The organism is Ruegeria sp. AG6 (genome assembly GCF_056541565.1).
This window is the reverse complement of record NZ_JBQFYQ010000001.1, coordinates 903,601-928,837: the sequence shown is the minus strand read 5'-3', so window position 1 is coordinate 928,837 and position 25,237 is coordinate 903,601. Positions and strand designations below refer to the sequence as shown.

Annotated in this window: 25 protein-coding genes; 14 read left to right on the top strand and 11 right to left on the bottom strand. The window is 60.0% G+C overall.

What is annotated here, in order from left to right; genetic code table 11:
- Positions 1 to 47: 47 nt before the first annotated feature.
- From pdxA to lptG, 4 genes are read right to left on the bottom strand one after another with little or no spacing between them, the layout of a single operon-like run.
- Positions 48 to 1,013: a 4-hydroxythreonine-4-phosphate dehydrogenase PdxA gene (gene pdxA, locus ACR0I0_RS04595; protein ID WP_480490361.1), complete on the bottom strand. Its 966-nt coding sequence runs from the start codon at positions 1,011 to 1,013 to the stop codon at positions 48 to 50.
- Positions 1,010 to 2,263, bottom strand: coding sequence for a peptidylprolyl isomerase (locus ACR0I0_RS04590; protein WP_480490359.1), 1,254 nt, complete (start codon positions 2,261 to 2,263; stop codon positions 1,010 to 1,012). Before ACR0I0_RS04590 ends, pdxA begins: the two co-directional genes overlap by 4 nt.
- The gene (locus ACR0I0_RS04585; RefSeq protein WP_171723137.1) at positions 2,254 to 4,416 is read right to left on the bottom strand and encodes an LPS-assembly protein LptD; all 2,163 of its coding nucleotides are present in this window, start codon (positions 4,414 to 4,416) and stop codon (positions 2,254 to 2,256) included. Before ACR0I0_RS04585 ends, ACR0I0_RS04590 begins: the two co-directional genes overlap by 10 nt.
- A complete protein-coding gene (gene lptG / locus ACR0I0_RS04580; RefSeq protein WP_480490757.1) occupies positions 4,416 to 5,516 on the bottom strand; it encodes an LPS export ABC transporter permease LptG in 1,101 nt (366 codons plus the stop codon). Before lptG ends, ACR0I0_RS04585 begins: the two co-directional genes overlap by 1 nt.
- A gap of 229 nt (positions 5,517 to 5,745) precedes the next feature.
- On the opposite strand from lptG, the gene ACR0I0_RS04575 reads away from it, so the two are divergent.
- From ACR0I0_RS04575 to ACR0I0_RS04565, 3 genes are read left to right on the top strand one after another with little or no spacing between them, the layout of a single operon-like run.
- Positions 5,746 to 7,212 (top strand): leucyl aminopeptidase, encoded by a 1,467-nt coding sequence (locus ACR0I0_RS04575; RefSeq protein ID WP_480490357.1) that lies wholly within the window; start codon positions 5,746 to 5,748, stop codon positions 7,210 to 7,212.
- A gap of 4 nt (positions 7,213 to 7,216) precedes the next feature.
- Positions 7,217 to 7,675 carry a DNA polymerase III subunit chi gene (locus ACR0I0_RS04570; RefSeq protein ID WP_480490355.1) on the top strand — a complete coding sequence of 153 codons (459 nt, stop codon included), beginning with the start codon at positions 7,217 to 7,219 and terminating at the stop codon, positions 7,673 to 7,675.
- A 31-nt stretch (positions 7,676 to 7,706) separates the two neighbouring features.
- Positions 7,707 to 8,753: an aldo/keto reductase gene (locus ACR0I0_RS04565; protein WP_210092454.1), complete on the top strand. Its 1,047-nt coding sequence runs from the start codon at positions 7,707 to 7,709 to the stop codon at positions 8,751 to 8,753.
- Between the two features lie 76 nt (positions 8,754 to 8,829).
- Here the strand turns inward: ACR0I0_RS04565 and ACR0I0_RS04560 are convergent, their stop codons facing one another.
- Positions 8,830 to 9,816: a GlxA family transcriptional regulator gene (locus tag ACR0I0_RS04560; RefSeq protein WP_171631997.1), complete on the bottom strand. Its 987-nt coding sequence runs from the start codon at positions 9,814 to 9,816 to the stop codon at positions 8,830 to 8,832.
- Between the two features lie 133 nt (positions 9,817 to 9,949).
- Here ACR0I0_RS04560 and bcoG point away from each other — a divergent pair, with 133 nt between their 5' ends.
- From bcoG to ACR0I0_RS04540, 4 genes are all read left to right on the top strand, one after another.
- A complete protein-coding gene (bcoG, locus tag ACR0I0_RS04555) occupies positions 9,950 to 10,864 on the top strand; it encodes a 3-dehydrocarnitine:acetyl-CoA trimethylamine transferase BcoG (RefSeq protein ID WP_171631999.1) in 915 nt (304 codons plus the stop codon).
- A gap of 61 nt (positions 10,865 to 10,925) precedes the next feature.
- A complete protein-coding gene (locus tag ACR0I0_RS04550; RefSeq protein WP_171632002.1) occupies positions 10,926 to 11,243 on the top strand; it encodes a hypothetical protein in 318 nt (105 codons plus the stop codon).
- 8 nt (positions 11,244 to 11,251) lie between these two features.
- Positions 11,252 to 12,718, top strand: coding sequence for a carnitine 3-dehydrogenase (locus tag ACR0I0_RS04545; protein ID WP_480490352.1), 1,467 nt, complete (start codon positions 11,252 to 11,254; stop codon positions 12,716 to 12,718).
- Positions 12,715 to 13,473: an SDR family oxidoreductase gene (locus tag ACR0I0_RS04540; RefSeq protein ID WP_480490351.1), complete on the top strand. Its 759-nt coding sequence runs from the start codon at positions 12,715 to 12,717 to the stop codon at positions 13,471 to 13,473. The genes ACR0I0_RS04545 and ACR0I0_RS04540 overlap by 4 nt, the downstream gene beginning before the upstream one ends.
- A gap of 1 nt (position 13,474) precedes the next feature.
- Here ACR0I0_RS04540 and ACR0I0_RS04535 read toward each other — a convergent pair whose 3' ends face one another.
- Together ACR0I0_RS04535 and ACR0I0_RS04530 are read right to left on the bottom strand one after the other, a co-directional pair.
- A complete protein-coding gene (locus ACR0I0_RS04535; protein ID WP_480490349.1) occupies positions 13,475 to 13,657 on the bottom strand; it encodes a hypothetical protein in 183 nt (60 codons plus the stop codon).
- Between the two features lie 79 nt (positions 13,658 to 13,736).
- The gene (locus ACR0I0_RS04530) at positions 13,737 to 14,606 is read right to left on the bottom strand and encodes a helix-turn-helix domain-containing protein (protein WP_480490347.1); all 870 of its coding nucleotides are present in this window, start codon (positions 14,604 to 14,606) and stop codon (positions 13,737 to 13,739) included.
- Between the two features lie 108 nt (positions 14,607 to 14,714).
- Here ACR0I0_RS04530 and ACR0I0_RS04525 point away from each other — a divergent pair, with 108 nt between their 5' ends.
- The 3 genes from ACR0I0_RS04525 to ACR0I0_RS04515 are packed head-to-tail and all read left to right on the top strand — an operon-like array spanning position 14,715 to position 16,737.
- Entirely contained in the window at positions 14,715 to 14,918 is a 204-nt protein-coding gene (locus tag ACR0I0_RS04525; RefSeq protein ID WP_171167827.1) for a DUF2061 domain-containing protein, read from the top strand.
- Positions 14,911 to 15,813 carry a fatty acid desaturase gene (locus ACR0I0_RS04520; protein ID WP_480487770.1) on the top strand — a complete coding sequence of 301 codons (903 nt, stop codon included), beginning with the start codon at positions 14,911 to 14,913 and terminating at the stop codon, positions 15,811 to 15,813. Before ACR0I0_RS04525 ends, ACR0I0_RS04520 begins: the two co-directional genes overlap by 8 nt.
- Positions 15,814 to 15,834: 21 nt before the next feature.
- On the top strand, positions 15,835 to 16,737 hold the full coding sequence (locus ACR0I0_RS04515; RefSeq protein WP_171328171.1) for an EamA family transporter: 903 nt from the start codon (positions 15,835 to 15,837) through the stop codon (positions 16,735 to 16,737).
- On the opposite strand, the gene ACR0I0_RS04510 is transcribed toward ACR0I0_RS04515, so the two are convergent.
- From ACR0I0_RS04510 to ACR0I0_RS04495, 4 genes are all read right to left on the bottom strand, one after another.
- Entirely contained in the window at positions 16,734 to 18,080 is a 1,347-nt protein-coding gene (locus tag ACR0I0_RS04510; protein WP_171632019.1) for a DEAD/DEAH box helicase, read from the bottom strand. The two genes, ACR0I0_RS04515 and ACR0I0_RS04510, sit on opposite strands and share 4 nt — an antisense overlap.
- 185 nt (positions 18,081 to 18,265) lie before the next feature.
- Positions 18,266 to 19,171 carry a glycosyltransferase family 2 protein gene (locus ACR0I0_RS04505; protein ID WP_171633807.1) on the bottom strand — a complete coding sequence of 302 codons (906 nt, stop codon included), beginning with the start codon at positions 19,169 to 19,171 and terminating at the stop codon, positions 18,266 to 18,268.
- A gap of 20 nt (positions 19,172 to 19,191) precedes the next feature.
- Entirely contained in the window at positions 19,192 to 19,935 is a 744-nt protein-coding gene (locus ACR0I0_RS04500) for a hypothetical protein (RefSeq protein WP_480490345.1), read from the bottom strand.
- Positions 19,936 to 19,984: 49 nt separating this feature from the next.
- Positions 19,985 to 21,589, bottom strand: coding sequence for a peptide chain release factor 3 (locus tag ACR0I0_RS04495; protein WP_210092799.1), 1,605 nt, complete (start codon positions 21,587 to 21,589; stop codon positions 19,985 to 19,987).
- Between the two features lie 109 nt (positions 21,590 to 21,698).
- Here ACR0I0_RS04495 and ACR0I0_RS04490 point away from each other — a divergent pair, with 109 nt between their 5' ends.
- The 4 genes from ACR0I0_RS04490 to ACR0I0_RS04475 all read left to right on the top strand — a co-directional run bounded on the left by ACR0I0_RS04490 (position 21,699) and on the right by ACR0I0_RS04475 (position 25,184).
- A complete protein-coding gene (locus tag ACR0I0_RS04490; RefSeq protein ID WP_171362741.1) occupies positions 21,699 to 22,061 on the top strand; it encodes a nuclear transport factor 2 family protein in 363 nt (120 codons plus the stop codon).
- Between the two features lie 73 nt (positions 22,062 to 22,134).
- Entirely contained in the window at positions 22,135 to 22,914 is a 780-nt protein-coding gene (locus ACR0I0_RS04485; RefSeq protein WP_480487759.1) for an SDR family oxidoreductase, read from the top strand.
- 2 nt (positions 22,915 to 22,916) lie between these two features.
- Positions 22,917 to 24,029, top strand: a complete 1,113-nt coding sequence (locus tag ACR0I0_RS04480) for a hypothetical protein (RefSeq protein WP_480490344.1) — start codon at positions 22,917 to 22,919, stop codon at positions 24,027 to 24,029.
- 105 nt (positions 24,030 to 24,134) lie between these two features.
- Complete coding sequence (locus ACR0I0_RS04475) at positions 24,135 to 25,184, top strand: methyltransferase domain-containing protein (RefSeq protein ID WP_480490342.1); 1,050 nt, start codon at positions 24,135 to 24,137, stop codon at positions 25,182 to 25,184.
- Positions 25,185 to 25,237 lie beyond the last annotated feature (53 nt).

Here is a 25,237-nt window from a genome sequence, read left to right as displayed (position 1 = left end):
CAGAAGTTTTTTGCCTCTGGCGGGGATATTTTCAGCCAGATGAAGGATCAAGAGCCTTGCGCCATGCGTTGGGCAAGCTTCAGAGCTTCGATCAGGCTGGTTGGATTGGCGATGCCTTTCCCGGCGATATCCAGTGCAGTGCCGTGATCTGGCGACGTGCGGATGAAGGGCAGGCCAAGGGTGACGTTCACACCCCGGTCGAAATCCAGCGTCTTGATCGGGATCAGGGCCTGATCATGATACATTGCGATCGCCGCGTCATAGCGGGCGCGGGCAGCGGCATGGAACAGTGTATCCGCAGGGTGCGGGCCCGTCAGGGTCGCATCTTCCGGGTTCAGATCGGCCAGCATTGGGGCGATCCAGTCAAGCTCCTCGCGGCCCATTTTGCCGCCTTCGCCGGCATGGGGGTTCAGGCCGGTTATGGCGATGCGGGGGTGTTGTATGCCGAACTGGTCGCGCAGACCGCGCGTGGTGATTTCGATTGTCTCGCGCAGCAGGTCTGGCGTCAGCGCGGCGGGAACCTGTGAAAGGGGAATGTGGATTGTTGCCGGGACAACCCGCAACTGGTCGCTGGCCAGCATCATGACAACCCGGCGGGTGCCCGACAGCGCGGCCAGAAACTCGGTATGGCCGGGATAGGTAAACCCGGCCCCGTCGATCAGGGCCTTCTTGTGAATGGGCGCGGTGCACAGAGCGGCCGCTGCCCCCTCTTTCACAAAGTCGACGCCGGTTTCGATGGCATCGATCACCGATGGGGCATTGGCCGGGTCTGGCTGACCGGGCATGTTCGCAGCAGGAAAGTTCAGTTGCAGCACGGGCAAGGCCTGATCACAGACTGCAACGGCATCCGAAGGGGTTTGGATTTTCACAACGGGGGTGCCAGCAGGCAGGTGGCTGGCATCGCCGATAAAGAAAAACGGGCAGGTTTGGCGCAGCTCTGCCCATGCTTTGGCCGCGATTTCAGGGCCGATCCCGGCCGGTTCACCGCAGCTGAGCGCAATCGGGCGTGTCATTCCTGAACAATGGTGGCGTCAGCCCGCAGCTGCTCTACCAGGCTGGCCGCAAAGGCCTGTAGCCGCTGTTGCGCCAGTGCATTCGCGACATCCGCCCGCGAGGTGTTTTCGCCCAGGTTGCGGGTGCGGTTGCACAGCATCAGGAACACCAGCGTCTGCCCGTTGTTGCGGGTCAGGTTTGTTGACACTTCGAAGCGATCCAGCTTGGCCAGTTCCACGGCGAAATCGCGTGGTACTTCTGACGGGCTGGCTTCGATACGGTCCAGGACTTCGACGGGTTGATCCTTGGCGATTCCGTACAAGTCGTCGCAGGTGTCGATCTCCTCCCGCAGGGCGGCAGCCTGTGCCAGAGTCTCGGCGCTGCGGCCGCCCGGCAGGTAATAGGCCGCATAGTCAAGTTTGGAGATAGCCGGCGCAGCGGTCGCCACCTCGCGCAATCCGCGCAATTGAAACAGGGCGACGGCGTTTGGCAGGCTGATGGGATCGGTGATCTCACCGTTCTGGAGCCCAAGAATAACCGGTTGCAAGGCAGGAGGCAGGTTGGAGATATTCAGCCAGTCCAGACGTCCGCCTTCGTTGCGGGTGGCCGCTCCGGAATATTGCGCCGCTGCGGCTGAAAACGCTTCGATAGTTTCAAGTCGCGAAATCTCTTCCGCCAGCAACTCGGTCTGTGCAACGGTTTGCGGGTTCACCGGGATGATGATCTCGGACAGCAGGACCTGAAGGCCGCCGCCACCGGTTTGTCCCAGCGCGCGATCAATCTCGTCTTCGGTCGGACGGGCCTGCGACAGGTAGCGCGAGCTGATATAGTCGCGCCAGGCCAGCTGATCTGCAACATAATCACGGACAGTTTCCGGGTCGACGCCTGCCTCACCCAAAAGTTGCAGGAACTGTTCGGTGGACAATTGCCCGCGCGAGGCGAACTCGTCGATCCCCAGTTGTACGGCTTCCGGGGCAGCTTGCACGCCCGCTTCGCGCATGGCCTGCTTGCGCAATTTTTCTTCGATCAGGGCTTCCCTGACGTCAGCCTCATTGCCGCCGGGCAAACCCAAAACATTCAGGAATTGCAGGCGTTGTTCCAGCTCGTACCAGGTGACGATGTCCTGATTCACGCGGATCGCTGGCGAGAACAGGCTTTGGGCGCTGACCTGCGGCGCCGATAAAGCGAGGAAAACGGCGGCCAGTGCCGGCGTGACCGGTTTGTGCCAACCGGAACGGAGAAACCTGGAGAAACCTGATATCAACTGCATTTTCTCTTGTATGTGTTACCACCGCCTTCAAGGGCGTATCCTGTCAGCGATAGGGTAAAGCCGAATTCTGTCGAAGGCTCAATAGTGGATGTTGAAGTAAAGCGTCTGCTTACGGACATGTTAACCTGAACACATTCATTCTGGTATGTTACACCAAGCCCAAGCCGGATTGGCTCTGACTGGTTCAGATCATAGCGTGCCTCGGCATTTGTAAGCCAGTTCTGGTCGACCTGATAGCGGCCCAGAAGCCAGATTTCCGAAATTTCTTCCGCAATGTTTTCCGCCGGATCCGGTTCCTGCCAGATATAGCTTCCGGACAGGCCGGCAAATTCAGAAGCCCAGGCCCCGCGCAATTCAGCTTTGACGAAACTGAAATCGCTGTCGATCAGACCGCGCCCGCCAAGCGACCAACCGTTGGCCGTGGTGACTTGTCCCGCCACCAGCAAGTCGGACGTGGTGCCCTGCAACCCGGATGTCAGGGTGAAATTCGGGTCGGCATCCGCCCGAAACACCTGACCCACCGTTACGAGCGCCTGCTGTCCGTCCGCACCATAGCGCGCCCAGTTCAGGCCGATGACCCCTGTGGCACCGTCTTCGCGCTGATCTTCGGCAGGGAAACGGGACAGGGCCAGCAGGTTTCCCTGATCGAATTCCTGAAACGTGCTTTCATCATCTGGCGCATCAGTGTCCGAGACATGGGTCCATCCCAACTGCGCGATCGGTTCCAGAAGCTGAACCGCGCCGGTTTTTTCGCGACGGGTCATCGGATAGCGAAGCGTCAACGCCGCGCGCGGGGTCGAGCGGGTCACATTGCTGGGAAAATTGCTGTCATGGCGAATATTGAACGTATCCACCGATGCGCCCAGCGTCGCGTCCGCGCGCAGCCCCGATGCAAATGTCCAGCTTCGCAACCATTCGGCATCAACAGTTGCCCTTGCTATGTCACGGCCAACGATATCGGCGTCGCTGGTGCGTTCATGTGCGTGGCCGATAAAAGCCAGCCGAACCTCGCCGCCAAGCGCGCCCGGAAAGAATCGCTTTTCATAGTTCAGGTCGAAGACGCGGGATGGGATTTCGTCCTGATTTTCACTTTCACGCAGAGTTTTGTAATGGATCAGGCTTGTTTTGAATGCGGTGTCTCGTTTGATCCGTTCCAGCGCTATCTCGCTGCGCAAACGGTCCAGATCCGGCAGCCCGTAGTCAACCAGATAGGCGTCGTCCGAGGTGGTTTGCAGATCGAATGTCAGCCGGAAATCATTCTTCAGGTTGAACCAACCGCCGGCGAACAGATAACCGCGATCCTGATCGGGCTGGACGTCATCTCGGGTATAGGCCCCTTCAAGCTGAATGCGCCCATTCACGAACGCCTGGCGATACCGATATCCCAGCGTCGTGGTCTTGGCCGACAGATACGGCGTCAAGGTCAGATCCTTGTGGTCCCCCAGCTTGAAGAAATAGGGAACCTGTACCCCCGTTCCCAGTTGCGAGGTGCTGCGGATCGATGGCACCAGAAAGCCGGTTGCGCGCTCTAATGTCGGATCCGGCAAGCGCAGATAGGGGAAATAGAATACCGGATAATCAAGCACTCGAAGCTGCGCGCCCTCAAAGTATAATTGCCGTTCCAACTGGTCATGGGTGACCTTGCGGGCCCGAATCTGCCAAAGCGGTGGCTTACCGTTGGTGCAGACATGGCAGGAAGTGGCCGAGACCTTGCTGAACTGCGTATAGCGACCCGCGGCCCGTTTCGCCTGAACCGAGGCAATCTGGATCTGCTGATCGAAAACCATTCGGGCACCGATCAACAGACCGTTCTGGATGCCGCTGTCCAGCTGTCCGGAATCGGCCAGAAGGGTCGACTGCCCCCCCTGATCAATGCGAATGGGCCCCTCCAGTGTCAGCTCACCCGTTTCCCGGTCATAGGTGACACGTTGGGCCGACAGCTTGGTATCGCCCTGAAAGGCTTCGACATTGCCTTCGGCCACCAGTTTTCTGTCGGGTGTGATAAAGACCTTGTCGGCAACCAGAAGGGCGGGTTCGGCCTGTGACTGCGCAGCTTGCGGGTCAGGCTCAGCCGAGGTGGTTTGCGCCGCCAGAACCGTCGGTGCCGACAAAGCGATTGCGCTGGTCAGCAGTAGGGAAATCATGTTCCGCATCAGCCGTCCTCCGCGTGAAGAAGCAGGCCAAGGGACAGCAGGATGGCGGCGAAGGGCGGCGCCCAGGCCGCGATATAGATGGGCAATTGTCCGTTTTCCCCGAGGATTTGCGCAAAATTGCGGACGAAATAGATGGCAAAGCCAAGTAGTACGGCCGTCAGAACGGCGATTCCGGTACCGCCGAACCGAACGTGACGCATGGTGAACGCAGCCCCGATCAGCACCATCGAAACCAGAAAGAACGGCCTGGCCAGTTGCACCTGCAACCAGACTTCATATTGCTTGGTCGAAAACCCGGCTTCGCGCAGATCCTTGATCAGTTGCGGCAGGTCAAAAACCGACACTGAATCCTGTTGCCCCAGCGTGTCCAGAATCCGCTGCCGCGTCAGCGAGGTTGGCAACTCCAGCCGTTCATGTTCCACCGAGCTGGTTTCGGGGTTCTGCCCATTCTGCAAATTCCAGATCTTGGCCCGGGACAAGACCCAGTTTTCGTCTTCCAGCACGGCCCTGTCGGCGACGATCTGCTGGGTGGGTTTGCCGTCGCGCGCGAAGGTGATGATGGTCACGCCGTCCAGGCCAAGAGCATCCCCGTTCGAGGTGCCCCGGGCGTGGATGACAGCCTGACCGTTTTCCGCCGACTGACGCAGCCAAAGGCCTTCGCTGCTGATCGAAAGCGCTGAACTGCCGTTGTTGCGATAGGAATCAGACAGGCGTTGGAATTCCTGGGATGTGGCCGCCACGATGGGGTTCAGCAATACCACTGCAAGCGCACCGATGATCAGGGCCAGAGCCGCTGGCGCGACCAGTGCGCGGATACCCGAGCGACCCGTGGCGCGGGTCACCACGAGTTCAGAGGTCCGTGCCAGCCCGACGAACAAGGCAATGGTGGACAGAATGACCAGCAGGGGCAGCATTTCACTGATGGCGGCCGGTGTGTTCAGAAGCGTCAGGTGCAGCAATTGGCCGAAGGACAGGTCGACTTGGTCAAATCGGCGGATCTGTTCGATCAGATCGATGAGAATCATCAAGGTCAGAAAAATACCGCCGATGACCAGAAAGCTCTGTAAAAAGCGGCGGGCGAAATAGCGGTCGAGGATCACAAGACTGCCCCCGCCAAGCCTTTTGCGCCGGAAAACGGGCCGAAATCGCGCATGCATGTCTTCCTGCGCGACGGCGTATGCCTGCCCTCTCGTGTCACGTCTTTCTCCCCCGAGCCTGCCGGTTATTTTTGCGGGACCTTACTGCAATTGAAACGCGGGGAAAACTGCTATCTGGTCAAGTCGGGCGGCGCGGGCTAGGTCTTGGGGAACAGAATTCGAGGAGTTTGCAATGAGCAGTCTGATACCGGTCCGCTTTCAGGAGTTTGACTTGGATGCGATGGCGCAGGCCGAAGGGCGGGTGGCCATCATCATTTCGTCGGACGGAAAAATGAACCCTGCGGCGCGCCGGGCCAATCGCCTGACGAAAGGCGCTGTGGCGCGGCTTGTCGAAAGTGAGAAATTCGGAAAGTCCAAGACCGGCGATGTTATCTCGATGGCCTGGCCGGCTGGGATGGCGGCCGAAGCGCTGGACGTCGTGGTGCTGCCGCGCCGCCCGGAAGCCGATGAGGCCCGCAAGGCTGGTGCCGCGTTGGTCAAATCAGCGGGTGGCAAGGACATGCTGGTGATGGTCGGCAATCAGGCGCAGACCGAAAACCTGGCCCTTGGCATGGTGCTGCGCAGTTATGATTTCAACGCGCACAAAACCAAGGACAGCGAAGGCAGCGGTTCGATTACGATAGGACATTCGAAACCCAAGGAAGCCGAAGCAGAGTTTGCACCGCTATACGCGATTGCCGACGGTGTGCGGATGACGCGTGATCTGACCAACGAACCTGCAAATGTTCTGACGACCACGGAATTTGCCGATCGTCTTGTCGAGATGCAGGAGCTGGGCCTGGAAGTCGAAGTTCTGGAAGAGGACAAGCTGGTTGAACTGGGCATGCGCACTTTGTTGAGCGTCGGGCAGGGCTCTGCCAGCCCGTCCAAAGTCGTCGTGATGCATTGGAATGGTGGCGACAAGGACGATGCGCCCTTGGCTTTGGTGGGCAAGGGCGTGGTTTTCGACACAGGTGGCATTTCGCTGAAACCGGCCGGTGGCATGGAAGACATGACCATGGACATGGGCGGCGCGGGCGTTGTCGCGGGCACGATGCGTGCGCTGGCCAAGCGCAAGGCCAAGGCCAATGTGGTGGGCCTTGTCGGGCTGGTCGAGAACATGCCTTCGGGCAATGCCACCCGTCCGGGCGATGTGGTCAAGTCGATGAAAGGCGACACGGTCGAGATCATCAACACCGATGCCGAAGGCCGTTTGGTTCTGTGCGACGTGATGTGGTACGCGCAGGAGCGGTTCAATCCGGTGGGCATGATCGATCTGGCCACCCTGACCGGAGCGATCATCATCGGGCTGGGTCATGAGAATGCAGGTGTGTTTTCCAACAATGACACATTCTGTGACGCCTTCCTGAAATCGGCCCGGGCCGAGGATGAAGGCGCGTGGCGGATGCCGTTGGGCGATGCCTATGACAAGCTGCTCAAATCGCGCATCGCCGACATGAAAAACGTCGGTGGCCGTCCGGCGGGCTCGATCACGGCGGCGCAGTTTCTGCAACGTTTCGTGAAAGAGGATACACCCTGGATCCATCTGGATATCGCGGGTGTGGCCTCGGTGGCGTCCGAGACATCCTATGCGCCCAAAGGTGCTACGGGCTGGGGTGTGCGCGCGCTGAGCCGGTTCGTGCAGGACAATTTCGAGTAAGCGAATGGGTGCTGTCTATTTCTACCATCTGACCCGCAAGCCGCTGGAGCACACCTTGCCTGTGCTGCTGGACAAGGCGCGACAGGCCGGGTGGAAGATTGCCGTGCGGGGCACCGAACCCGCACGGATGGACTGGCTGGATGAAAAGCTGTGGCTGGGCCCCGAGGACGGGTTCCTGCCGCATGGTCGCGAAGGCGGCCCGCATGACGCCGAGCAGCCGATCCTTCTGACCACCAGCGCCGAGGCCCCCAACGGCGCGGTGTGTGTCATGGCGGTGGACGGCGCGCCGGTCGAACCCGAAGAAGTGTCGGCTCTGGAGCGGGTTTGCATTCTTTTCGACGGCAATGACGACATGGCCGTGCAGCACGCGCGCGGGCAGTGGAAGGCGCTGACCGGCGCCGGATGCGCCGCGCAATACTGGTCGGAGGAGTCCGGGCGGTGGGAAAAGAAGGCCGAAGCCTGACGGGCTGTGCCATTTATCAGGAGATTTGAGGATGCAGATGAAGCCTCTGGGCCGCACCGGGATTGTCGTGAGCGATCTTTGCCTCGGGACGATGACGTTCGGGACGCAGACCTCGGAATCGGATGCGCACCGGCAGATGGACATGGCGCTGGACGCGGGGATCAACTTTGTGGATGCCGCCGAGATGTATCCGGTGAATCCTGTCGCCAAAGAGACAATTGGTCGTACCGAAGAAATTCTTGGAAACTGGAACGCCGCAAATTCGTCGCGCCGGGCGGATTTCGTATTGGCGACCAAGCATTCGGGTGAGGGGTTGTCATATGTTCGCGACGGTGCGCCGATCACGGCCAAGACCATTCCTGAGGCCATCGAAGGGTCTTTGCGGCGTTTGCAGACGGATTACATCGATCTCTACCAGTTCCACTGGCCCAATCGCGGCAGCTATATGTTCCGTCAAAACTGGGATTATGCGCCTTCGGGCCACAATACTGCGGACGTTCTGGAAAATATGCAGGAGTGTCTGGGGGCCTTGCAGGTTCAGGTGGACAAAGGCAACATCTGCGCTTTTGGTCTGTCGAATGAAAGCGCATGGGGTACGGCGCAGTGGCTGAGACTGGCCGAACAGACGGGCACACCGCGAGCGGCGTCCGTGCAGAATGAGTATTCGTTGCTGTGCCGTCTGTTCGATACCGACATGGCCGAGCTGAGCGTACATGAAGATGTCGGCCTGATGGCGTTTTCACCCCTGGGCACCGGGCTGCTGACCGGGAAATATCAGGGCGGGGCCGTGCCGGACGGCTCTCGTATGTCGCTTTCGCCTCAATTGGGCGGGCGCAAGTCTGACCGGGTTTTTGATGCGGTCGCGGCCTATATGGATGTTGCCGCGCGACATGGCCTGAATCCGACCCATATGGCGCTGGCCTGGTGCCGCTCGCGACCATTCATGATGTCGGCGATTTTTGGCGCGACCACGGTCGCGCAGCTTGAACACGTATTGGCCGGTGCGGATTTGACGTTGTCAAACGAGGTGCTGGCCGAGTTGGACGCTGTCCACAAGGCGCACCCGATGCCGTACTGAGGCGAGGGGGCTCTGCCCCCGGCACGCTGCGCGTGCCTCCCCCGGGATATTTCTGGCCAGATGAAGTTGGATCCGGTCAGTGATGGGTGGGGTGCGCGCGCTCTTGCCTGAGGTCGCGTGCCGATTGACCGTGGGCGGTGCGGAAAGCGCGGGCAAAGCTGGATTGCGAGGAAAAACCGGTGGCCAGCGCGACATCCATCAGTGGAAGGTCGGTGTCGGTGACCAGACGGCGGGCCTCGGCCAGGCGCAGTTGCAGATAGTGATCCTGCGGCGTGGTGTTCAGGCGAAGGCGGAACTGTTGTTGCAGGGTGCGCGGGCTGGTGCCCAGCTGGTCAGCGATATGGGCCAGTGGCAGGGGGTCATCCAGGGATGCCTGCATCAGCGAATTCGCCTTTGACGTCAGCGCGGTGTGGCGGTGTGGTGCGCCGGTGCGGCTTTGCGGTGTGCCCGGGTCCGGCGCGCCATCATAGAGGAACAGGCCCGAGACACGGGATGCGAAACCCGCGCCATGACGGGCGGCGATGATGTGCAGCATCATCTCGACAGCGGGAATCGCGCCGCCAGAGGTCAGGCGACCGTCCGAGACAGTAAAGCGGTCGGGGCGCACGTCGACGTCGGGGAAGCGGGAAGCGAAATTTTGCAGGTCTTCCCAGTGGGTCGTCGCAGGGTGACCGTCCAGCAGCCCTGCCTCGGCCAGCAGCCAGGGGCCGCCGTCAATCCCGGCCATCGTCGCCCCGGTACCGGCAATGCGGCGCAGCCCGGCCAGCAGGCTGGGAGTGGCGTGGCGGGCCAGTTGGAAGCCCGCGACGACAATCATAAGGTCGCAGCCTTGCAGGCGAGAGAGCGGGATGCCGGGCACTTGCAGGGCGCTTGTCAGCATCGCGGGTTCGGCTGTGGCGGTCACATAATCCCAGTCAAAGGCGGGCCGGTCCGCCAGACGGTTGGCGGCGCGCATCGGATCGACCGCCGAGGCGAAGCTGAGCGTGTTGCATTCATCCAGCACCAGAACGGCGGTTTTCAGGGCCCGATGTTCGGGTTGCAGTATGTTTTTTGCGGATTGCATCAAGTTCGATTCGCATTCTGCCAAGTGGTTTTCCCAAAGCTGCGCCAGAGTCGGGGCAGAACGCAAATCGGAATCCGGGGAGAAGCTTGGGGAAAACCCAAGGCAAAACCGGGTATAACTTGGGGAAAACGCCATGCCTCTGGAAATGAACCGCGAAGTCTTCATCACCTGCGCCGTGACCGGCTCGGGCGGGACACAGGATCGCAGCCCTCATGTGCCACGTTCACCGAAGCAAATTGCCGACAGTGCGATTGCCGCCGCGAAGGCAGGTGCGGCCGTGGTGCACTGCCATGTGCGCGACCCCGAAACAGGCGCCCCGTCGCGCGATCTGGCGCTGTATCGTGAGGTGACCGATCGGATTCGGGATGCCGAGGTGGACGCAGTGCTGAACCTTACGGCTGGCATGGGCGGAGACATGGTGTTCGGCGGCATCGAAAACCCGCTGCCACTGGCCCAGGCAGGAACAGATCTGGTTGGCGCGACCGAGCGTGTGGCGCATGTGGCCGAATGTCTGCCCGAAATCTGCACGCTGGATTGCGGCACGATGAACTTTGCCGAGGCGGATTACGTCATGACCAACACGCCCGGCGCGTTGCGGGCTATGGGGCAGATGATGACCGATTTGGGCGTGAAACCCGAGATCGAGGCCTTTGACACCGGCCATCTGTGGTTTGCCAAGCAACTGGTGAAAGAGGGAATTCTAGAACCCAACGCCCTGGTTCAACTGTGCATGGGCGTGCCGTGGGGCGCGCCGGATGATCTGAACACCTTCATGGCGATGGTAAACAACGTGCCCGATGACTGGACCTTCAGCGCGTTCTCGCTGGGGCGGCATCAGATGGCCTATGTGGCGGCCTCGGTGCTGGCGGGCGGCAATGTGCGCGTGGGACTCGAAGACAACCTGTGGCTGGACAAGGGTGTGCTGGCCGAAAACTGGCAATTGGTCGAACGCGCAGGCACCATCATCGAGAACATGGGCGCGCGGGTGATCGGGCCGCAGGAAGTGCGTGAGAAGCTGGGGCTGGTCAAACGGGCGCCCAAAGGTTGACCTGTTTGCGTCCCTTGCCATGACCGGTAGGTGCAGGGGTGCCAGCAAAAGGAAGTGAGCAATGCGATCGGTGCTTGTAATCTGCGCGACGGTTCTGGCCGTATGTCTGCCCCGGGTCGGGGTGGCACAGACCGCGGAAGACCCTTTGGCCCGCAAGAACTGCGAAGCCAAAGGGGGAAGCTATGAGATGGGCGGGCGGATACGGCAGTTTATCTGCTTTGAACCTTTGCCCGACGCTGGAAGCTCCTGTGAAAAAGCCTCTGACTGCGCAGGGTTCTGCCTGTCGGACACCAAACAATGCAGCGCGGTGACACCGCAATTCGGATGCATTCCGCATCTGGATGAGGCGGGGCGCGCGCAGGTAATCTGTATCGATTAGAGGACAGCATGACAAAGACGGCAGCAATTATCGGGGGCGGTGTCATCGGCGGCGGATGGGCCGCACGGTTCCTGCTCAATGGCTGGGACGTTCGGGTGTTCGACCCGGACCCTGAAGCAGAACGCAAAATAGGCGAAGTGCTGGACAATGCGCGGCGATCCCTGCCGGGGCTGAGTGACGTTCCATTACCGGCCGAGGGCGCGCTGAGCTTTCATGGCGACATGGCCGACGCCGTACAGGGCGCGACGTGGATCCAGGAAAGCGTGCCAGAGCGGCTGGACTTGAAGCTGAAGGTTTACAAGGGCTTGCAAGAGGACTGTGATCCAGATGCGATCATCGGGTCATCGACCAGCGGGTTCAAACCATCCGAGCTTCAGGACGGTGCTTTGCGGCCCGAACAGATCGTCGTGACGCACCCGTTCAACCCAGTCTATCTGCTGCCGCTGATCGAGCTGGTGCCGACCGACAAAAACCCACCGGAGATGATTGAACGGGCCAGGGAATTGCTGACCTCGGTTGGCTTCTTTCCGCTGCATGTCAAGAAAGAGATCGACGCGCATATCGCCGACCGCTTTCTGGAAGCTGTCTGGCGCGAGGCGCTCTGGCTGGTCAAGGATGGCATTGCCACCACCGAAGAAATCGACGAGGCGATCCGAATGGGCTTTGGCATCCGCTGGGCACAGATGGGATTGTTCGAAACCTACCGCGTGGCCGGAGGTGAAGCGGGAATGCGGCACTTCATGGCTCAGTTCGGGCCAGCCTTGAAATGGCCCTGGACCAAACTGATGGACGTGCCGGAATTCACCGATGAACTGGTCGACCTGATCGCCGATCAGTCAGACGCGCAATCCGGAATGCATTCAATCCGGGAACTGGAACGCATTCGCGACAACAATCTTGTTGGCATGATGCGGGCCCTCAAGGCGCAGAATTATGGTGCGGGGGCGGTGCTGAACCAGCATGATGCGCTGTTGAAACCGGGTGCCCTGCCGTCGCTGGATCAGGCGGATCTGAGCCAGCCGATCCTGACCCTGTCCCGCGCCGTTCCATTGGACTGGACGGATTACAACGGCCACATGAACGAAGCCAAGTATCTGGAAGCCTTTGCGGCCGCCACGGACCGTTTCATGGAGATCATCGGTTGCGATATGGAGTATATCGCGTCGGGTGGCAGCTATTTCACAGCCGAGAACCACATCCGTTACATCGACGAGGTCCATGCAGGGGCGAAGATCGACGTGCGCACGCAGATGCTGTTGGGGCAGGGCAAGAAGCTGCATGTCTTTCACAGCATGTATGAAGGCGACAAGCTGTTGGCCACGGGCGAGAGCTTTCTGCTGCACGTCAGCCTTGAAACCCGCCGTCCCAGCCCGCCGTCGCCCAGGATCGAAGCAGCGATGGCGCGGATTGCCGAGGCACAGGCCGCTTTGCCTTACCCTGAAGGGGCGGGTGCTGCCATTCGGACGCCATCGTGACCCGGCGCGTATTGGTAACAGCCGGGGCATCGGGTGTCGGTCATGCCATGGCCGCGGCGTTTGACGCTGCTGGCTATGATGTCTGGGTGACGGATATTGACCAGTCAGCCCTGGATATCTTGCCCGACCATTGGGTGGCGCACAGGGCTGATGTGACAAATGAGGCCGACATGAGCGCGGTGTTTCAGGCTGTCGGGGCCGCAGGCGGGCTGGATGTTCTGTGCGCAAATGCCGGAATCGCCGGGCCGACCAGCGCGATCGAGGATATCGATCTGGATGCATGGCGCGCCTGCGTCGCGGTCAATCTGGACGGGGCCTTTTTGGCCGCCAAGCACGCAGTCCCTATGATGAAGTCGGCGCGGGCGGGCAGCATCATTCTGACCTCTTCGACCGCCGGTCAGTACGGCTATCCGTTCCGAGCGCCTTATGCCTCGGCCAAATGGGCGGTCATAGGGTTGATGAAAACGCTGGCGATGGAACTTGGGCCGCTGGGCATTCGCGCAAACGCCATATGCCCGGGTGCCGTGGAGGGCCCGCGCATGGAAGGTGTCTTGGCCCGAGAGGCAGCCGCCAAAGGCATGACCCGCGATGAGGTCTATCAGGGCTATGCCTCGGGCACCTCTATGGGGCGCTTCGTGGAAGCGCAGGATATCGCCCATATGGCCGTCTTTCTGGCTTCGGACGCAGCGCGGCTGGTGTCTGGGCAGGTGATTGCGGTGGATGGGCACACGGTCAATCCCGACCCAAAACTGTAGGTCAGCCCTGATTTGGTCCTCGGATCTGGCGGATGGTCTGACGGACCGCCTGCCAATCCTGCGCCTCTTTCTGGTTTCCGGCGGCTTGGCATTCACGCATTTTCTGCGCGGCTTCCGCCTCGGCCCGGTCTCCGTGCGCGGCATACAGCGCGCGCGCGTATTGAGCGGTTTGAATTGCGTCCATTCCTGTGGTCCTCCGTTTGTGATCGGAATGCCCGTTGGTTCGCGCCAAGGGACGATAGCACAGGTTTTGCGCCGCTGCATCAATTCTTGCCGGATACAGCCGTTCTGAGTTGTCGCAAGTGGTCCGGGAAATCGCGGGCGGCCACATCGGCCTCGCGCACAAGTGTGTCGAAGTGCCGTGAAAACGTCTCGATCCGGTCCCGGTCTCGGAACGCCATATAGTGACTGCCTGCATAAAAAACGCACAGCAGCGGCCCGAAAATCGTTACAGGGGCTGAATAAAGCCGTTTGGCATCGAACAGATAGACACGCATTCGGGGATAAAGCTGTTCACACAGCTCCAGCAGATGATCGATCTGCTCCTGACGAATTTCCGGGCAAAGGCCATGGTAATATCCCGTGCCGGTTGCAAAGCTTTCAATCTCGAACAATGGCATTGCAATTTCGTAATCAGACTGCGCACTGCGCATCCAGGCCAACCTGTCTTCGGACGCACCGATGGCCTGATCCGCCGTGCGCCCCAGATGGGGGGCATATTCCCACTCCAGCACCGCGCGCGTCTTGAGCATGTCGGGCAGGGTGGCCGGAACATAGCGGATCTTGTACCCGGCGGCTTCTTTGTGCCAGTCGAAAATCCGCTCATCGACCAGGGCGCGGGGCGCTTCGGTAATGGACAGGGAACTGGCCAGAATCTCTGCCGCGCTTTCCGGCCTGTCGGACAGGCCCAGCAACCAGTCGGCCGAAACGCCCAGTGCCGCGGCGCAGCCACCCACAACATGCGCATTGGGAAGACGCGCGCCATGATCGGTCAACAACTGAGATACGGTTGATCGGTCCACGCCGATATGGCGCGCAAGCGCGCTTTGGCTGACGTGACGGTCCTCCATCGCGCGGGCAAGGCGTAGGCGGAATTGAGCGGCGCGGTCGCGTTTGTCGATATTTTCCTGCATAAGATGAAAAATATCACAAGTGATGAGTTTTGTTAATCATATACAGAATTTTCAGCACGCGCACTGAACGGTAACCCCTTTGTAAAAGCAAAAAGAATGGGGTTCGAAATGGAAACGCGGCGAAGATCTGTCGTGAAAGCAATCGTGTGGAATGTCATGGGTCTGGCGACCATGACGCTGGTGGGCCTGATCGCCACAGGCTCGGCCGCCGTCGGCGGGGCATTGGCGCTGGTGAATACCGCCATCGGCCTGACGCTTTACATTGTCTATGAAAGAATTTGGGCCGGAGTTTCGTGGGGGCGCAATGGCTGAGCCCTCGACACCCAAGTCGCCCGAATGGGGTACATTTGCCCTGATCGTCGGCTGCTATGCCGCATGGCTGGTCGGGCTGTTCTGGTTGGCGGATGTTTCGCTGTGGTTGACGGCGCTGGTTTTGGGCTTTGTTGCCGCCCTGCATTCGTCTTTGACACACGAAGCCCTGCATGGGCACCCGTTCCGAGCCAAATGGCTGAATGAGGCGCTGATGGCGCTGCCGCTGACCTTGGCCATTCCGTATAACCGTTTTCGCGATCTGCATTTGGCGCATCATCAGGATGCCACTTTGACCGACCCGTATGACGACCCCGAATCCAACTATCTGGATCCCAAGGTTTGGGCGGACCTGCCGCGCGGCGTGCAGGCTGTGCTGGCCCTGAACAACACGCTTCTGGGGCGGATGGTTCTCGGTCCGGCCATTGGGCAGGTGCTGTTTCTGCGCGACGAATGGCGGGGGCTGCGGCGCGGCGACAGGGCGATCCTGCTGGCCTGGACTTTGCACATCCCCGGCGCGGTTGCGGTGCTGTGGATCGTTGCACAATCGGCCATGCCGATCTGGGCCTATCTGATTTCGGCCTATATCGGGCTGGCGTTGCTGAAGATCCGCACGTTTCTGGAACACCGCGCGCACGAGAAGTCCCGCGCGCGGACCGTTATTATCGAAGACAGCGGGCCGTTGGCGTTTCTGTTTCTGAACAACAACCTGCATGTTGTACATCATATGAATCCCGCCGCGCCATGGTATCGGCTGCCGTCGTTGTATCGGGATGGCAAAGACAGGTATCTGGCCTGCAATGAGGCGTATGTTTACCGCTCTTATGCACAGATCTTCCGGCAGTACCTTCTACGCGCCAAGGACCCGGTGCCGCATCCGCTCTGGCCAAAGTCTTGATTTGACGACACAACAGGTGACATGAGTCTCTGGATCCCTGTCACCATCGCCGCCGCCAGTTTTCAGACTGTGCGGTTCATGCTGCAAAAATCCTTGAGCAGCGTGAAACTGTCCGCCGCCGGCGCGACTTTTGCGCGATTTGCGTATTCCATGCCGCTGGCCGTTGCCGGGCTGTTTGTGGCGATGCTGACAACGGGCGCCAGCTTGCCTCCGATTGGCGGAGTGTTCTGGCTGTACGCTGTCATCGGAGGCACGGCGCAAATCCTGGCGACGATCTGTGTTGTGGCGTTGTTCAAACAACGAAACTTTGCGGTCGGGATCACCTTCAAGAAAACCGAAGTCATTCAGACCGCGATCGTCGGATTTCTGGTTTTGGGCGACAGCGTTTCCAGCGGCGCGCTGGTTGCGATCTTGTTGGGGTTGATGGCGGTGCTTTTGCTGTCGAAAACCCCCGGAGGAGGCGGCGCCTGGTGGCGGCATCTGACCAACCGCGCGTCCCAATTGGGGCTTGGATCAGGGGTTTTGTTTGCGTTCTCCGCCGTCAGCTATCGCGGGGCCTCGTTGCAATTGGGTGACGTCGACGCCTGGTTCCGGGCATTGATCACCCTGGCCGCCGTCGTGACGTTTCAGTTCGTCAGCATGGGCCTGTGGCTGTTGTGGCGCGACCGGGCCGAACTGCGCGCGGTGTGGCAGACCCGATCCACCGGCGTGTTTGTCGGCCTGACCAGTCTGGGCGGTTCGTTTTGTTGGTTCTGGGCCTTCACCCTGCAAAACGCAGCCTATGTCAAAGCGCTGGGGCAGGTAGAGCTGATCTTCAGCCTGATGGCCTCGATCCTGTTTTTCCGCGAGACGATCACCCGGCGAGAAATCGCCGGGATGTTGCTGTTGGGTGTCTCTATACTGGCCTTGGTGCTGGCGATTTAGCCGGCACGACGCTCGTCAAAGCTCAGGGCAATAAAGCTGGGCAGGTGATCGCCCATACCCACCACGGCCCGGCCATTGTCTTCCTTGCGCCCACGGCCACGCCCTTTGGGCTCTCGCTCTTTCCGGGTGTCTTTCCTGGCTTCGGAGTCCCGGGCTTTTTTCTCGGGCTTCGGCTTTTCAGGCTTGGGCTCTTCCTTGACCGGATTGTCGATGCGCGGGATGTCCTTCTGGATCAGCTTTTCGATCGCAGCCAGGGCTTTTTCATCGCGGACCGAGCAGATCGTGATGGCCTTGCCTTCGCGCCCGGCGCGACCGGTGCGGCCGATACGGTGCACGTAATCTTCGGGGTGGCCGGGGACGTCGAAATTGAACACGTGGCTGACGGCTGGAACATCCAGACCGCGCGCAGCGACGTCGGACGCAACCAGCAGACGCAATGATCCGTCGCGGAACCCGTCCAGCGTCTTCATCCGCTGCGATTGGTCCAGATCGCCATGGATCGCCGCAGCGTCATAGCCGTATTTCTTCAGCGATTTCGCGCAGATATCAACATCTGTCTTGCGGTTGCAGAAGATGATTGCATTGGTGCACTTTTCGCCCTCTGCGTCGATCAAGGCGCGCAGCACGTTGCGTTTCTGGCTTGCTTCACGGTCCCGACGGCCGCCTTTGAACATGACAACGCCCTGTTCGATCGTCTCGGATGCGGTCGCTTGCCGGGCGACTTCAACCCGGGCAGGGGCGGACAGGAAAGTATCCGTGATGCGCTCGATCTCGGAAGCCATGGTCGCCGAGAAGAACAATGTCTGCCGCGTGAACGGCGTCAGCGAGAAGATGCGTTCGATATCAGGAATAAAGCCCATATCCAGCATCCGGTCGGCTTCGTCCACCACCATGATCTGAACACCGGTCAGCAGCAGCTTGCCACGTTCGAAATGGTCCAGCAGGCGGCCCGGAGTTGCGATCAGAACGTCGACGCCGCGGTCGATCAGCGCCTCTTGCTCTTTGAAGCTGACACCGCCGATCAACAACGCCTTGGTCAGTTTCAGGTGCTTTGTATAGGTGTCGAAATTCTCGGCCACCTGAGCAGCCAGTTCCCGCGTCGGACACAGGACCAGCGAGCGCGGCATGCGCGCGCGGGCGCGGCCACGGGCCAGCAGGGTGATCATCGGCAGTGTGAAGCTGGCGGTCTTGCCAGTGCCGGTCTGGGCAATCCCCAAGACATCACGGCCTTCCAGAGCGGGCGGAATCGCGCCTTCCTGGATCGGAGTGGGGGATTCGTATCCGGCCTCTTCAATGGCTTTGAGGACCTTCGGGTTCAGGTTCAGTTCGTTGAATTTTGTCATGTATGTCCGGTTTTTGCGGACACTTGACCAGGCCCGCGCGTCAAAGATGTGCCGGGCCCGGATGGCCATGCGCGTAATGCGACATTTCGGCTTGTACGCGGACATAACAAAAACGTTGATCGGGGTCAAATGAAGAGAATTTCACCTGTCCCTGCCTGTTGTCTGCGGTGAATTTCAGCAACAATTCAGCAACTTCCGGGAAAGTGTTTCTGTAGTTTTTCGTCCAGGTTCAAAGGGCGGTGGCGCAGCAGGCCGTGGCGTTCCAGGTTGGCGCGCACCTCTGCGTCCGCGCCGCTCATTTCATTGTAGAACGCGCGCAGCCCGTCCATGCCCTGTTCGGCCTCGATCCAGTTGAGCAGTTCATTCTTGTTCAGCCCGCCCTGTTCGCGCGGAACATTCGGAGCCATGCCGGCCTGATACGAGCCACGATCCATGCGGAACTGGTAATGTGCTATCCAGTGGTTCCAGTCCGGCGCATGACGATGGCACAGATCGATCTGGGCAAGCTCGAATTTGCAGGGCAGCAGCACCTTGTTCTGGAACAGGTTGTGGATGCGGATACTTAGGTTTTTCAAGCCGGTGCGCACGAACAGCTTTCCCTGAACGTGACTCAGGAAACCGCCCATGACGAAGGCGCCGTAATTCGGGTAAATGGTCTCGACCAGCGCTTCGCGGTTCGGGCCACGCGGGATATGAGCTTTGTACAGGTCATCGCCCCCGGCCAAGGCCTCCAACGGGCGGACACGCACCGCGGGAACCGTGTCTGGAACATCGCGCAGAACATCAGAAATGGGGGCCGCCGGCCAAAGAAACTCATCCACATCGATATGTGTCAACCAATCCAGCCGGGTGTTTCGATAGGCAAAAGTGGCGTGAACCGACTGGCGCACCTGATGCTTTTCCGGTCGTGCGCGTCCGCGTTTTTCCCAAAAGGCGTCATCACAGTTACGGACCCGGACCTTGGGATGCATTCTCAGAGCCCTGAACGTGCGGCGGTTGGGTTCGTCCATGTAGATATACATGAAATCCGCCCCCAGTTCGAGGTGATGGGCCACGAACCGAAGGACGTCTTCGGTTGGTCCCCGGACCATGGACACAATGCCCCAGGTGGTCAATTGTGCGGTGCGCGGGCGTCGCGCATGCGTTTCAGGCGTCGAAAAAGTCCACCTGGGTCCTTGTTCAATTGGATCATCAGGTGATCCACCAGCGGCGCAATCGTGGGATCATTCATCGCCTTGGTCCAGATCGGAGCGATGAGATTGACGTCAAGCCCGCCTTTTTCAAAGGAAAAGCCTTTCATCTGATAGGGCAGCGGGACGTGGTTCCTGTCCTTGAACTGAAACGGCGTTTCCGGGGCCAGCCCCGAGAAGAGCCGCTCGAACTCATACAGCTTCATCATGCTGAAGAACACGCGCAAGGCATGTCCGACCTCGCGCTGTGTCGGCGTTTGACCGTGATCCGCAAAAGTCTGAACAGACGACACCAGCCAACGCAGGTCGAGGGCGGAAAGAAGATGGTCGGATTGTTCGTCCCACAACCGGCAGAACAGCGCAGGGGCCTGACGCGGAAAGGAGCGTTTTCTGAGGTTCGAGATCAGCTGGGCGTTCAGGAAGGCAAGCTCTGATTTCCCGACGAATTCCCGCGCGATCTGAACGCGTTTGCGATCCCAGTTGGTGCTGCGCCCGGGCGGCAATTCGGTGGCGGTGTTGGGCACGGTGAGCTTGGCCAGTTCTTCCAGATTGACGTCAAGCTCGGGCAGGGTCAGGGTGCCGAACTGAAACGGGCTGCGCCGGTTCTCATAGCTGTCCAGCATGTCGGGCAGGCCACCGGAATAGGTCAGTTTGTCGTCACTCATGCGCGCAGGATTGCACAGCCAAACCTGCCTGTGCAATCAGACAGTTGCCTCAGGTCATCATCTCTTTTGTCGCGGTCAGGTTCAGCGCGGGATAGTCACGGACCACCCGATCGATATCCCATTGCAGGCGGGTCAGATAGACGATGTCGCCGTCATGATCATGCGCGATGTGCTGCTTGTTGGCGTTGACGAACTTTTCGACCTCGGCCTTGTCACCACTTACCCAGCGGGCCGAGGTGAACTGCGATGCTTCGAACCGTACCGGCAGGCCATATTCCATCTCGATCCGGCTGGCGAGCACTTCGAACTGCAACGCGCCCACGACCCCCACTATAAAGCCCGAGCCGATCGAAGGCTTGAACACCTTGGCCGCACCTTCCTCGGCGAATTGCATCAGGGCTTTTTCCAGATGCTTGGCTTTCATCGGGTCGCCCGCGCGGACGCCTTGCAGAAGCTCCGGCGCGAACGACGGAATGCCGGTCACCCGCAGCGCTTCGCCTTCGGTCAGCGTGTCACCGATGCGCAGCTGCCCGTGGTTGGGAATGCCGATGATGTCACCGGCCCAGGCCTCTTCCGCCAACTCGCGGTCAGAGGCCAGGAACAATACGGGGTTCGAGATCGCCATCGGTTTCTTACTGCGCACATGGGTCAGCTTCATGCCGCGCTTGAAGTGGCCGCTGGCCATGCGGACAAAGGCCACCCGGTCGCGGTGCTTGGGGTCCATGTTGGCCTGAACCTTGAAGACAAAGCCTGCAACTTTCTTTTCATCTGGGGAAATCTGGCGGGGTTCAGCGGATTGAACCTGTGGCTGCGGGCCATAGGCGCCGATGCCTTCCATCAGTTCCTTGACGCCGAACGAGTTGATGGCTGAGCCGAACCAGATCGGGGTCATGTGGCCTTCCAGAACGGCCTGCGGGTCAAGCGCGGGCAGCAGTTCGCGCGCCATCTCGACCTCTTCCAGCAGTTTGTCCAGCAGATGCTCGGGGACGTGTTCGGCCAGTTTGGGGTCGTCCAGCCCGTTGATCTCGATGCTTTCGGCCACCTTGTTGCGGTCGGCGCGGTCCATCAGTTCCAGCCGGTCGCGCAGCATGTCATAGCAGCCGATGAAGTCGCGCCCCACGCCGATGGGCCAGGCGGCGGGCGTGACGTCGATGGCCAACATTTCCTGAATTTCGTCGATGATCTCGAACGTGTCGCGGCTTTCGCGGTCCATCTTGTTACAGAAGGTCAGGATCGGCAGATCGCGCAGGCGGCAGACCTCGAACAGTTTCTGAGTCTGGCTTTCCACACCTTTCGCGCCGTCGATCACCATGACGGCCGCGTCCACGGCTGTCAGCGTGCGATAGGTGTCTTCCGAGAAATCGCTGTGGCCGGGTGTATCCACCAGGTTGAACCGGAAGTTCCCATAGTCGAACGACATCGCTGAGGCCGAGACCGAGATGCCGCGATCCTTTTCCATCTGCATGAAGTCCGACCGGGTCCGCCGCGCCTCGCCCTTGGCACGCACCTGACCGGCCATCTGGATCGCGCCCCCGTACAGCAGGAACTTTTCCGTCAGCGTAGTCTTTCCCGCATCAGGGTGCGAGATGATGGCGAATGTCCGGCGCCGGGCGATCTCGGGCGGCAGGGTGGGTTGGTTCGAGGTATCAAGCATGAGCGCGCGTATATGCGGGGAATCCTGCCGAAGCAAGACAAAGGGTCTGGTACGAATCATGGGTCTGTGGCAAAAAGAACATATAGTGAACAAATGATGGAGTGGATCAATGAATTTGAAAGAGATTGCCGATGAACTCGTGGCTGGTTGCCGGGAAGACCGGGCCAAAGAAAACCTGTCCAAGCTGTATGCGCCGGATGCGGTGTCGGTCGAAGGGCAGGATTTTCAGGGAATGGGTCGGGAAACCAAAGGAATCGACGCCATCCGTGGCAAGCATGAGTGGTGGGAAAGCGCGCATGAAGTGTCTGGTGCGTCTGTCAGCGATCCGCTTCCTCATGGCGACGACCGTTTTGCCGTGATTTTCGAAGTGCAGGGTACCGTGAAGGAAACCGGCGAAGCGTTCGATATGCGCGAAGTGGGTGTTTATCACGTCGCCGACGGCAAGATCATCCGGGAAGAGTTCTTCTATTGATCGATTATCCGTTTCTGGTCTTCCCTGTCTGGCCGGTGCTAGACATGCGGCGATGACTGACAGGGAGGATCCGATGGATCTGGGAATTCAAGGAAAACGCGCGCTGGTCTGTGCCAGCAGCAAAGGATTGGGTCTTGGCTGCGCCGAGGCGCTTGCCGCGGCTGGCGTGAATCTGGTGATGAACGCACGCGGCCCCGAGGTGTTGGAGGCTGAAGCCGCACGCCTGCGGTCAGAGCACGGCGTTGAGGTGCAGACCGTGGCCTGCGACGTGACCACGCCCGACGGTCAGGCGCAGGTGATCGAGGCCGCGCAGGGCGTTGATATACTTGTGACAAATGCCGGCGGACCGCCGCCCGGATCGTGGTCGGACTGGGAGCGTGATGATTTCATCAAGGCGCTGGATGCCAACATGTTGACGCCGATTGCATTTATGAAGGCCCTGCTTCCCGGAATGATGGAAAAGGGTTGGGGCCGGGTGGTGAATATCACCTCGCAATCCGTGCGTGCGCCAATTGCGGTTCTGGGCCTGTCAAACGCGGCGCGTACAGGTCTGACGGGCTATGTGGCCGGAACCTCGCGTCAGGTGGCGCTACACGGGGTGACCATCAACAACCTGCTTCCGGGCATCCATGCCACGGACCGGGCGGATTCTCTGGACAGCGGTGTGGCGGCGCAACAGGGTATTTCAATTGACGAAGCGCGTTCCAACCGAGCGGCGACGATCCCGGTCAGGCGCTATGGTTCGCGGCAGGAGTTTGGTGCGACCTGCGCGTTTCTGTGTTCGCAACATGCGGGCTTCATCGTTGGCCAGAATATCCTGCTGGACGGCGGTGCGACCAACCTGACGATGTGATCATGGCGCAGGGGTTTTCGTTGAAAGATCAGTTGTTCAACGCTGAGAAAGTCCGCTTTCTCAGCGACTTGTTCTTGGATGCTGAACCGGGCTTCGACGCCTCTGCGTTTCAGGCACAGGTCATGTCGCGCCTGCCTGAACTGGAACTGAAACAGCGTATGAGCTGGATCGCGACATGCCTGCAACAGGCCGTGCCGGGCGACTTGCCGACAGTCGCCCCGGTGATTTTACGGTCTTTGCCGCCTCCGCTGGACCCTGCCAGATCGGATGATGATTTTGGCGATTTCATTTTCGCGCCGCTGGGAGACTGGGTCGCGGCCATCGGGCTGGATCACGTCGATCTGTCTCTGGATGTGTTGGAGGAGCTGACGCAGCGGTTTTCGATGGAATGGGCCATTCGGCCTTTCCTGAACCATGCCCCAGACAGGGTGCTTGGGCGGATGCAGGACTGGTGTACCCACGGCAGCTATCACGTGCGCCGATTGGTCAGCGAGGGAACGCGGCCCCGTCTGCCATGGGGGCAGGGCATCGGTCTGGGTCTGACGGACCCGTTGCCGCTGTTGGACAGGTTGCACGGCGATCCGACCCGGTATGTGACGCGGTCGGTGGCCAACCATTTGAATGATATCACCAAGAAAGACCCGAGCCTGGTGCTGGGGCGTCTGGACAAGTGGCGCACCGAGGCGCGACAGACTGCGGCAGAGCTGGAGTGGATGACCTCTCATACGCTGCGCGGATTGGTCAAGGCCGGGCACCCTGAGGCGATGAAGATGCTGGGATATGACCCTGATGCGGATATCGCCGTGACAATTGATCTGAGTTCCGAGGCCCGTATCGGCGAAGCGCTGGAGTTTTCCGTTGATCTGACCGGGGCAGGGAAACAACCGGTTCTGGTGGATTATATTATTTATTTTCAGCGCCCTGCGGGAAAACCATCACCCAAGGTGTACAAGCTGAAACAGGCGGCTTTGAACAACGGCAGGCTCACGTTGGCCAAGCGTCACAGGCTGAAGGGTGATGCCTCTACCTTCAGGCTGATCCCCGGCGCGCATCGGCTTGAGGTTCAGGTGAACGGCGTTGTCCGTGCCGGTGTGGACTTTGAGTTGCTGGAGTAGTTGGGTGCAGGAAAACTCACGCTTTCGTCAGAACGACCGTGGCCGGATTGCGAATGCAAGGCCACTGCACTAGCTGCGTACAGGCTAGCATGACGGGGAACAGCGATGAAACACGATTCGGTACGGAATTATTATGGTGAAGTCCTGCAAAGTAGTGCGGACTTGCAGACCAACGCCTGTTGCACGCCTGACGACATACCGGATCATCTCAAGCGGATTTTGTCCAGGATTCATGACGATGTGCTGACCCGATATTACGGGTGCGGTCTGATCGCGCCTCTGGATCTCGAGGGCATGTCGATCCTCGATCTTGGCTGTGGGGCGGGGCGCGACGTCTATGCGCTGTCTGCCATGGTTGGTGAAAAGGGCCGGGTCGTCGGTGTGGACATGACGCCCGAACAACTGGACGTTGCCCGCGCGCATCAGGACTATCACGTCCAAGCCTTTGGGCACGCCAAAAGCAATGTGGAATTCCATCACGGCTATATCGAGACGCTGGAGGAACTGGATCTGGAACCCGGATCGTTCGACATCATCGTCTCGAACTGCGTCATCAACCTGGCGACCGACAAGGATGCCGTGCTGCGCGGCGCGCATCGGTTGCTGAAAGAAGGCGGCGAGATGTATTTCTCGGACGTCTATGCCGACCGCCGTGTCCCGCAGGCGATGGCCGCGGATGAGGTTCTGTATGGCGAATGTCTGTCGGGTGCATTGTACTGGAATGATTTCCTGTCGATGGCGCGCAAGGCAGGTTTCGGTGATCCGCGCCGGGTGACGCACCGCCCGCTGACCATCGAGAATCCTGCGCTGGAGGATCGTGTTGCCCCGCTCAGATTCCTGTCGGCGACCTACCGTCTGTTCAAGCTGCCGGAGCTGGAACCGGCCTGCGAGGATTACGGCCAGGCGGTGGTCTACAAAGGCACCGTTCCCAACGCGCCGCATGCGTTTGTTCTGGACGATCACCATGTCATCGAAGCCGGCAAGGTCTTTCCGGTCTGCGGCAATACCTGGATGATGCTGCGGGACACGCGGTTGGCCCGCCATTTCGACTTTATCGGCGATTTTTCCACCCATTTCGGCATTTTCGAAGGCTGCGGCGGTGAAAGCCCGTTCGAGGCCACAGGCGAAACGATATCATCCGGCGGTTGCTGCTGATCCCTTGCACCTGAGGGGCGGGGTTGCTATCCCCGCCCAAGCCCGATGGATTT

What these genes read in the sequence shown, in the direction of transcription:
- ACR0I0_RS04495 (WP_210092799.1), bottom strand. Translation starts at nt 21,589, where the DNA reads ATGCTTGATACCTCGAACCAACCCACCCTGCCGCCCGAGATCGCCCGG.
- ACR0I0_RS04500 (WP_480490345.1), bottom strand. Translation starts at nt 19,935, where the DNA reads ATGAGTGACGACAAACTGACCTATTCCGGTGGCCTGCCCGACATGCTG.
- ACR0I0_RS04560 (WP_171631997.1), bottom strand. Translation starts at nt 9,816, where the DNA reads ATGCAATCCGCAAAAAACATACTGCAACCCGAACATCGGGCCCTGAAA.
- ACR0I0_RS04570 (WP_480490355.1), top strand. Translation starts at nt 7,217, where the DNA reads ATGGGTGCTGTCTATTTCTACCATCTGACCCGCAAGCCGCTGGAGCAC.
- ACR0I0_RS04530 (WP_480490347.1), bottom strand. Translation starts at nt 14,606, where the DNA reads ATGCAGGAAAATATCGACAAACGCGACCGCGCCGCTCAATTCCGCCTA.
- ACR0I0_RS04510 (WP_171632019.1), bottom strand. Translation starts at nt 18,080, where the DNA reads ATGACAAAATTCAACGAACTGAACCTGAACCCGAAGGTCCTCAAAGCC.
- ACR0I0_RS04480 (WP_480490344.1), top strand. Translation starts at nt 22,917, where the DNA reads ATGGCGCAGGGGTTTTCGTTGAAAGATCAGTTGTTCAACGCTGAGAAA.
- ACR0I0_RS04515 (WP_171328171.1), top strand. Translation starts at nt 15,835, where the DNA reads ATGAGTCTCTGGATCCCTGTCACCATCGCCGCCGCCAGTTTTCAGACT.
- ACR0I0_RS04490 (WP_171362741.1), top strand. Translation starts at nt 21,699, where the DNA reads ATGAATTTGAAAGAGATTGCCGATGAACTCGTGGCTGGTTGCCGGGAA.
- ACR0I0_RS04475 (WP_480490342.1), top strand. Translation starts at nt 24,135, where the DNA reads ATGAAACACGATTCGGTACGGAATTATTATGGTGAAGTCCTGCAAAGT.
- ACR0I0_RS04545 (WP_480490352.1), top strand. Translation starts at nt 11,252, where the DNA reads ATGACAAAGACGGCAGCAATTATCGGGGGCGGTGTCATCGGCGGCGGA.
- bcoG (WP_171631999.1), top strand. Translation starts at nt 9,950, where the DNA reads ATGCCTCTGGAAATGAACCGCGAAGTCTTCATCACCTGCGCCGTGACC.
- ACR0I0_RS04590 (WP_480490359.1), bottom strand. Translation starts at nt 2,263, where the DNA reads ATGCAGTTGATATCAGGTTTCTCCAGGTTTCTCCGTTCCGGTTGGCAC.
- ACR0I0_RS04585 (WP_171723137.1), bottom strand. Translation starts at nt 4,416, where the DNA reads ATGCGGAACATGATTTCCCTACTGCTGACCAGCGCAATCGCTTTGTCG.
- ACR0I0_RS04485 (WP_480487759.1), top strand. Translation starts at nt 22,135, where the DNA reads ATGGATCTGGGAATTCAAGGAAAACGCGCGCTGGTCTGTGCCAGCAGC.
- ACR0I0_RS04565 (WP_210092454.1), top strand. Translation starts at nt 7,707, where the DNA reads ATGCAGATGAAGCCTCTGGGCCGCACCGGGATTGTCGTGAGCGATCTT.
- pdxA (WP_480490361.1), bottom strand. Translation starts at nt 1,013, where the DNA reads ATGACACGCCCGATTGCGCTCAGCTGCGGTGAACCGGCCGGGATCGGC.
- ACR0I0_RS04525 (WP_171167827.1), top strand. Translation starts at nt 14,715, where the DNA reads ATGGAAACGCGGCGAAGATCTGTCGTGAAAGCAATCGTGTGGAATGTC.
- ACR0I0_RS04575 (WP_480490357.1), top strand. Translation starts at nt 5,746, where the DNA reads ATGAGCAGTCTGATACCGGTCCGCTTTCAGGAGTTTGACTTGGATGCG.
- ACR0I0_RS04505 (WP_171633807.1), bottom strand. Translation starts at nt 19,171, where the DNA reads ATGGTCCGGGGACCAACCGAAGACGTCCTTCGGTTCGTGGCCCATCAC.
- ACR0I0_RS04550 (WP_171632002.1), top strand. Translation starts at nt 10,926, where the DNA reads ATGCGATCGGTGCTTGTAATCTGCGCGACGGTTCTGGCCGTATGTCTG.
- ACR0I0_RS04535 (WP_480490349.1), bottom strand. Translation starts at nt 13,657, where the DNA reads ATGGACGCAATTCAAACCGCTCAATACGCGCGCGCGCTGTATGCCGCG.
- ACR0I0_RS04520 (WP_480487770.1), top strand. Translation starts at nt 14,911, where the DNA reads ATGGCTGAGCCCTCGACACCCAAGTCGCCCGAATGGGGTACATTTGCC.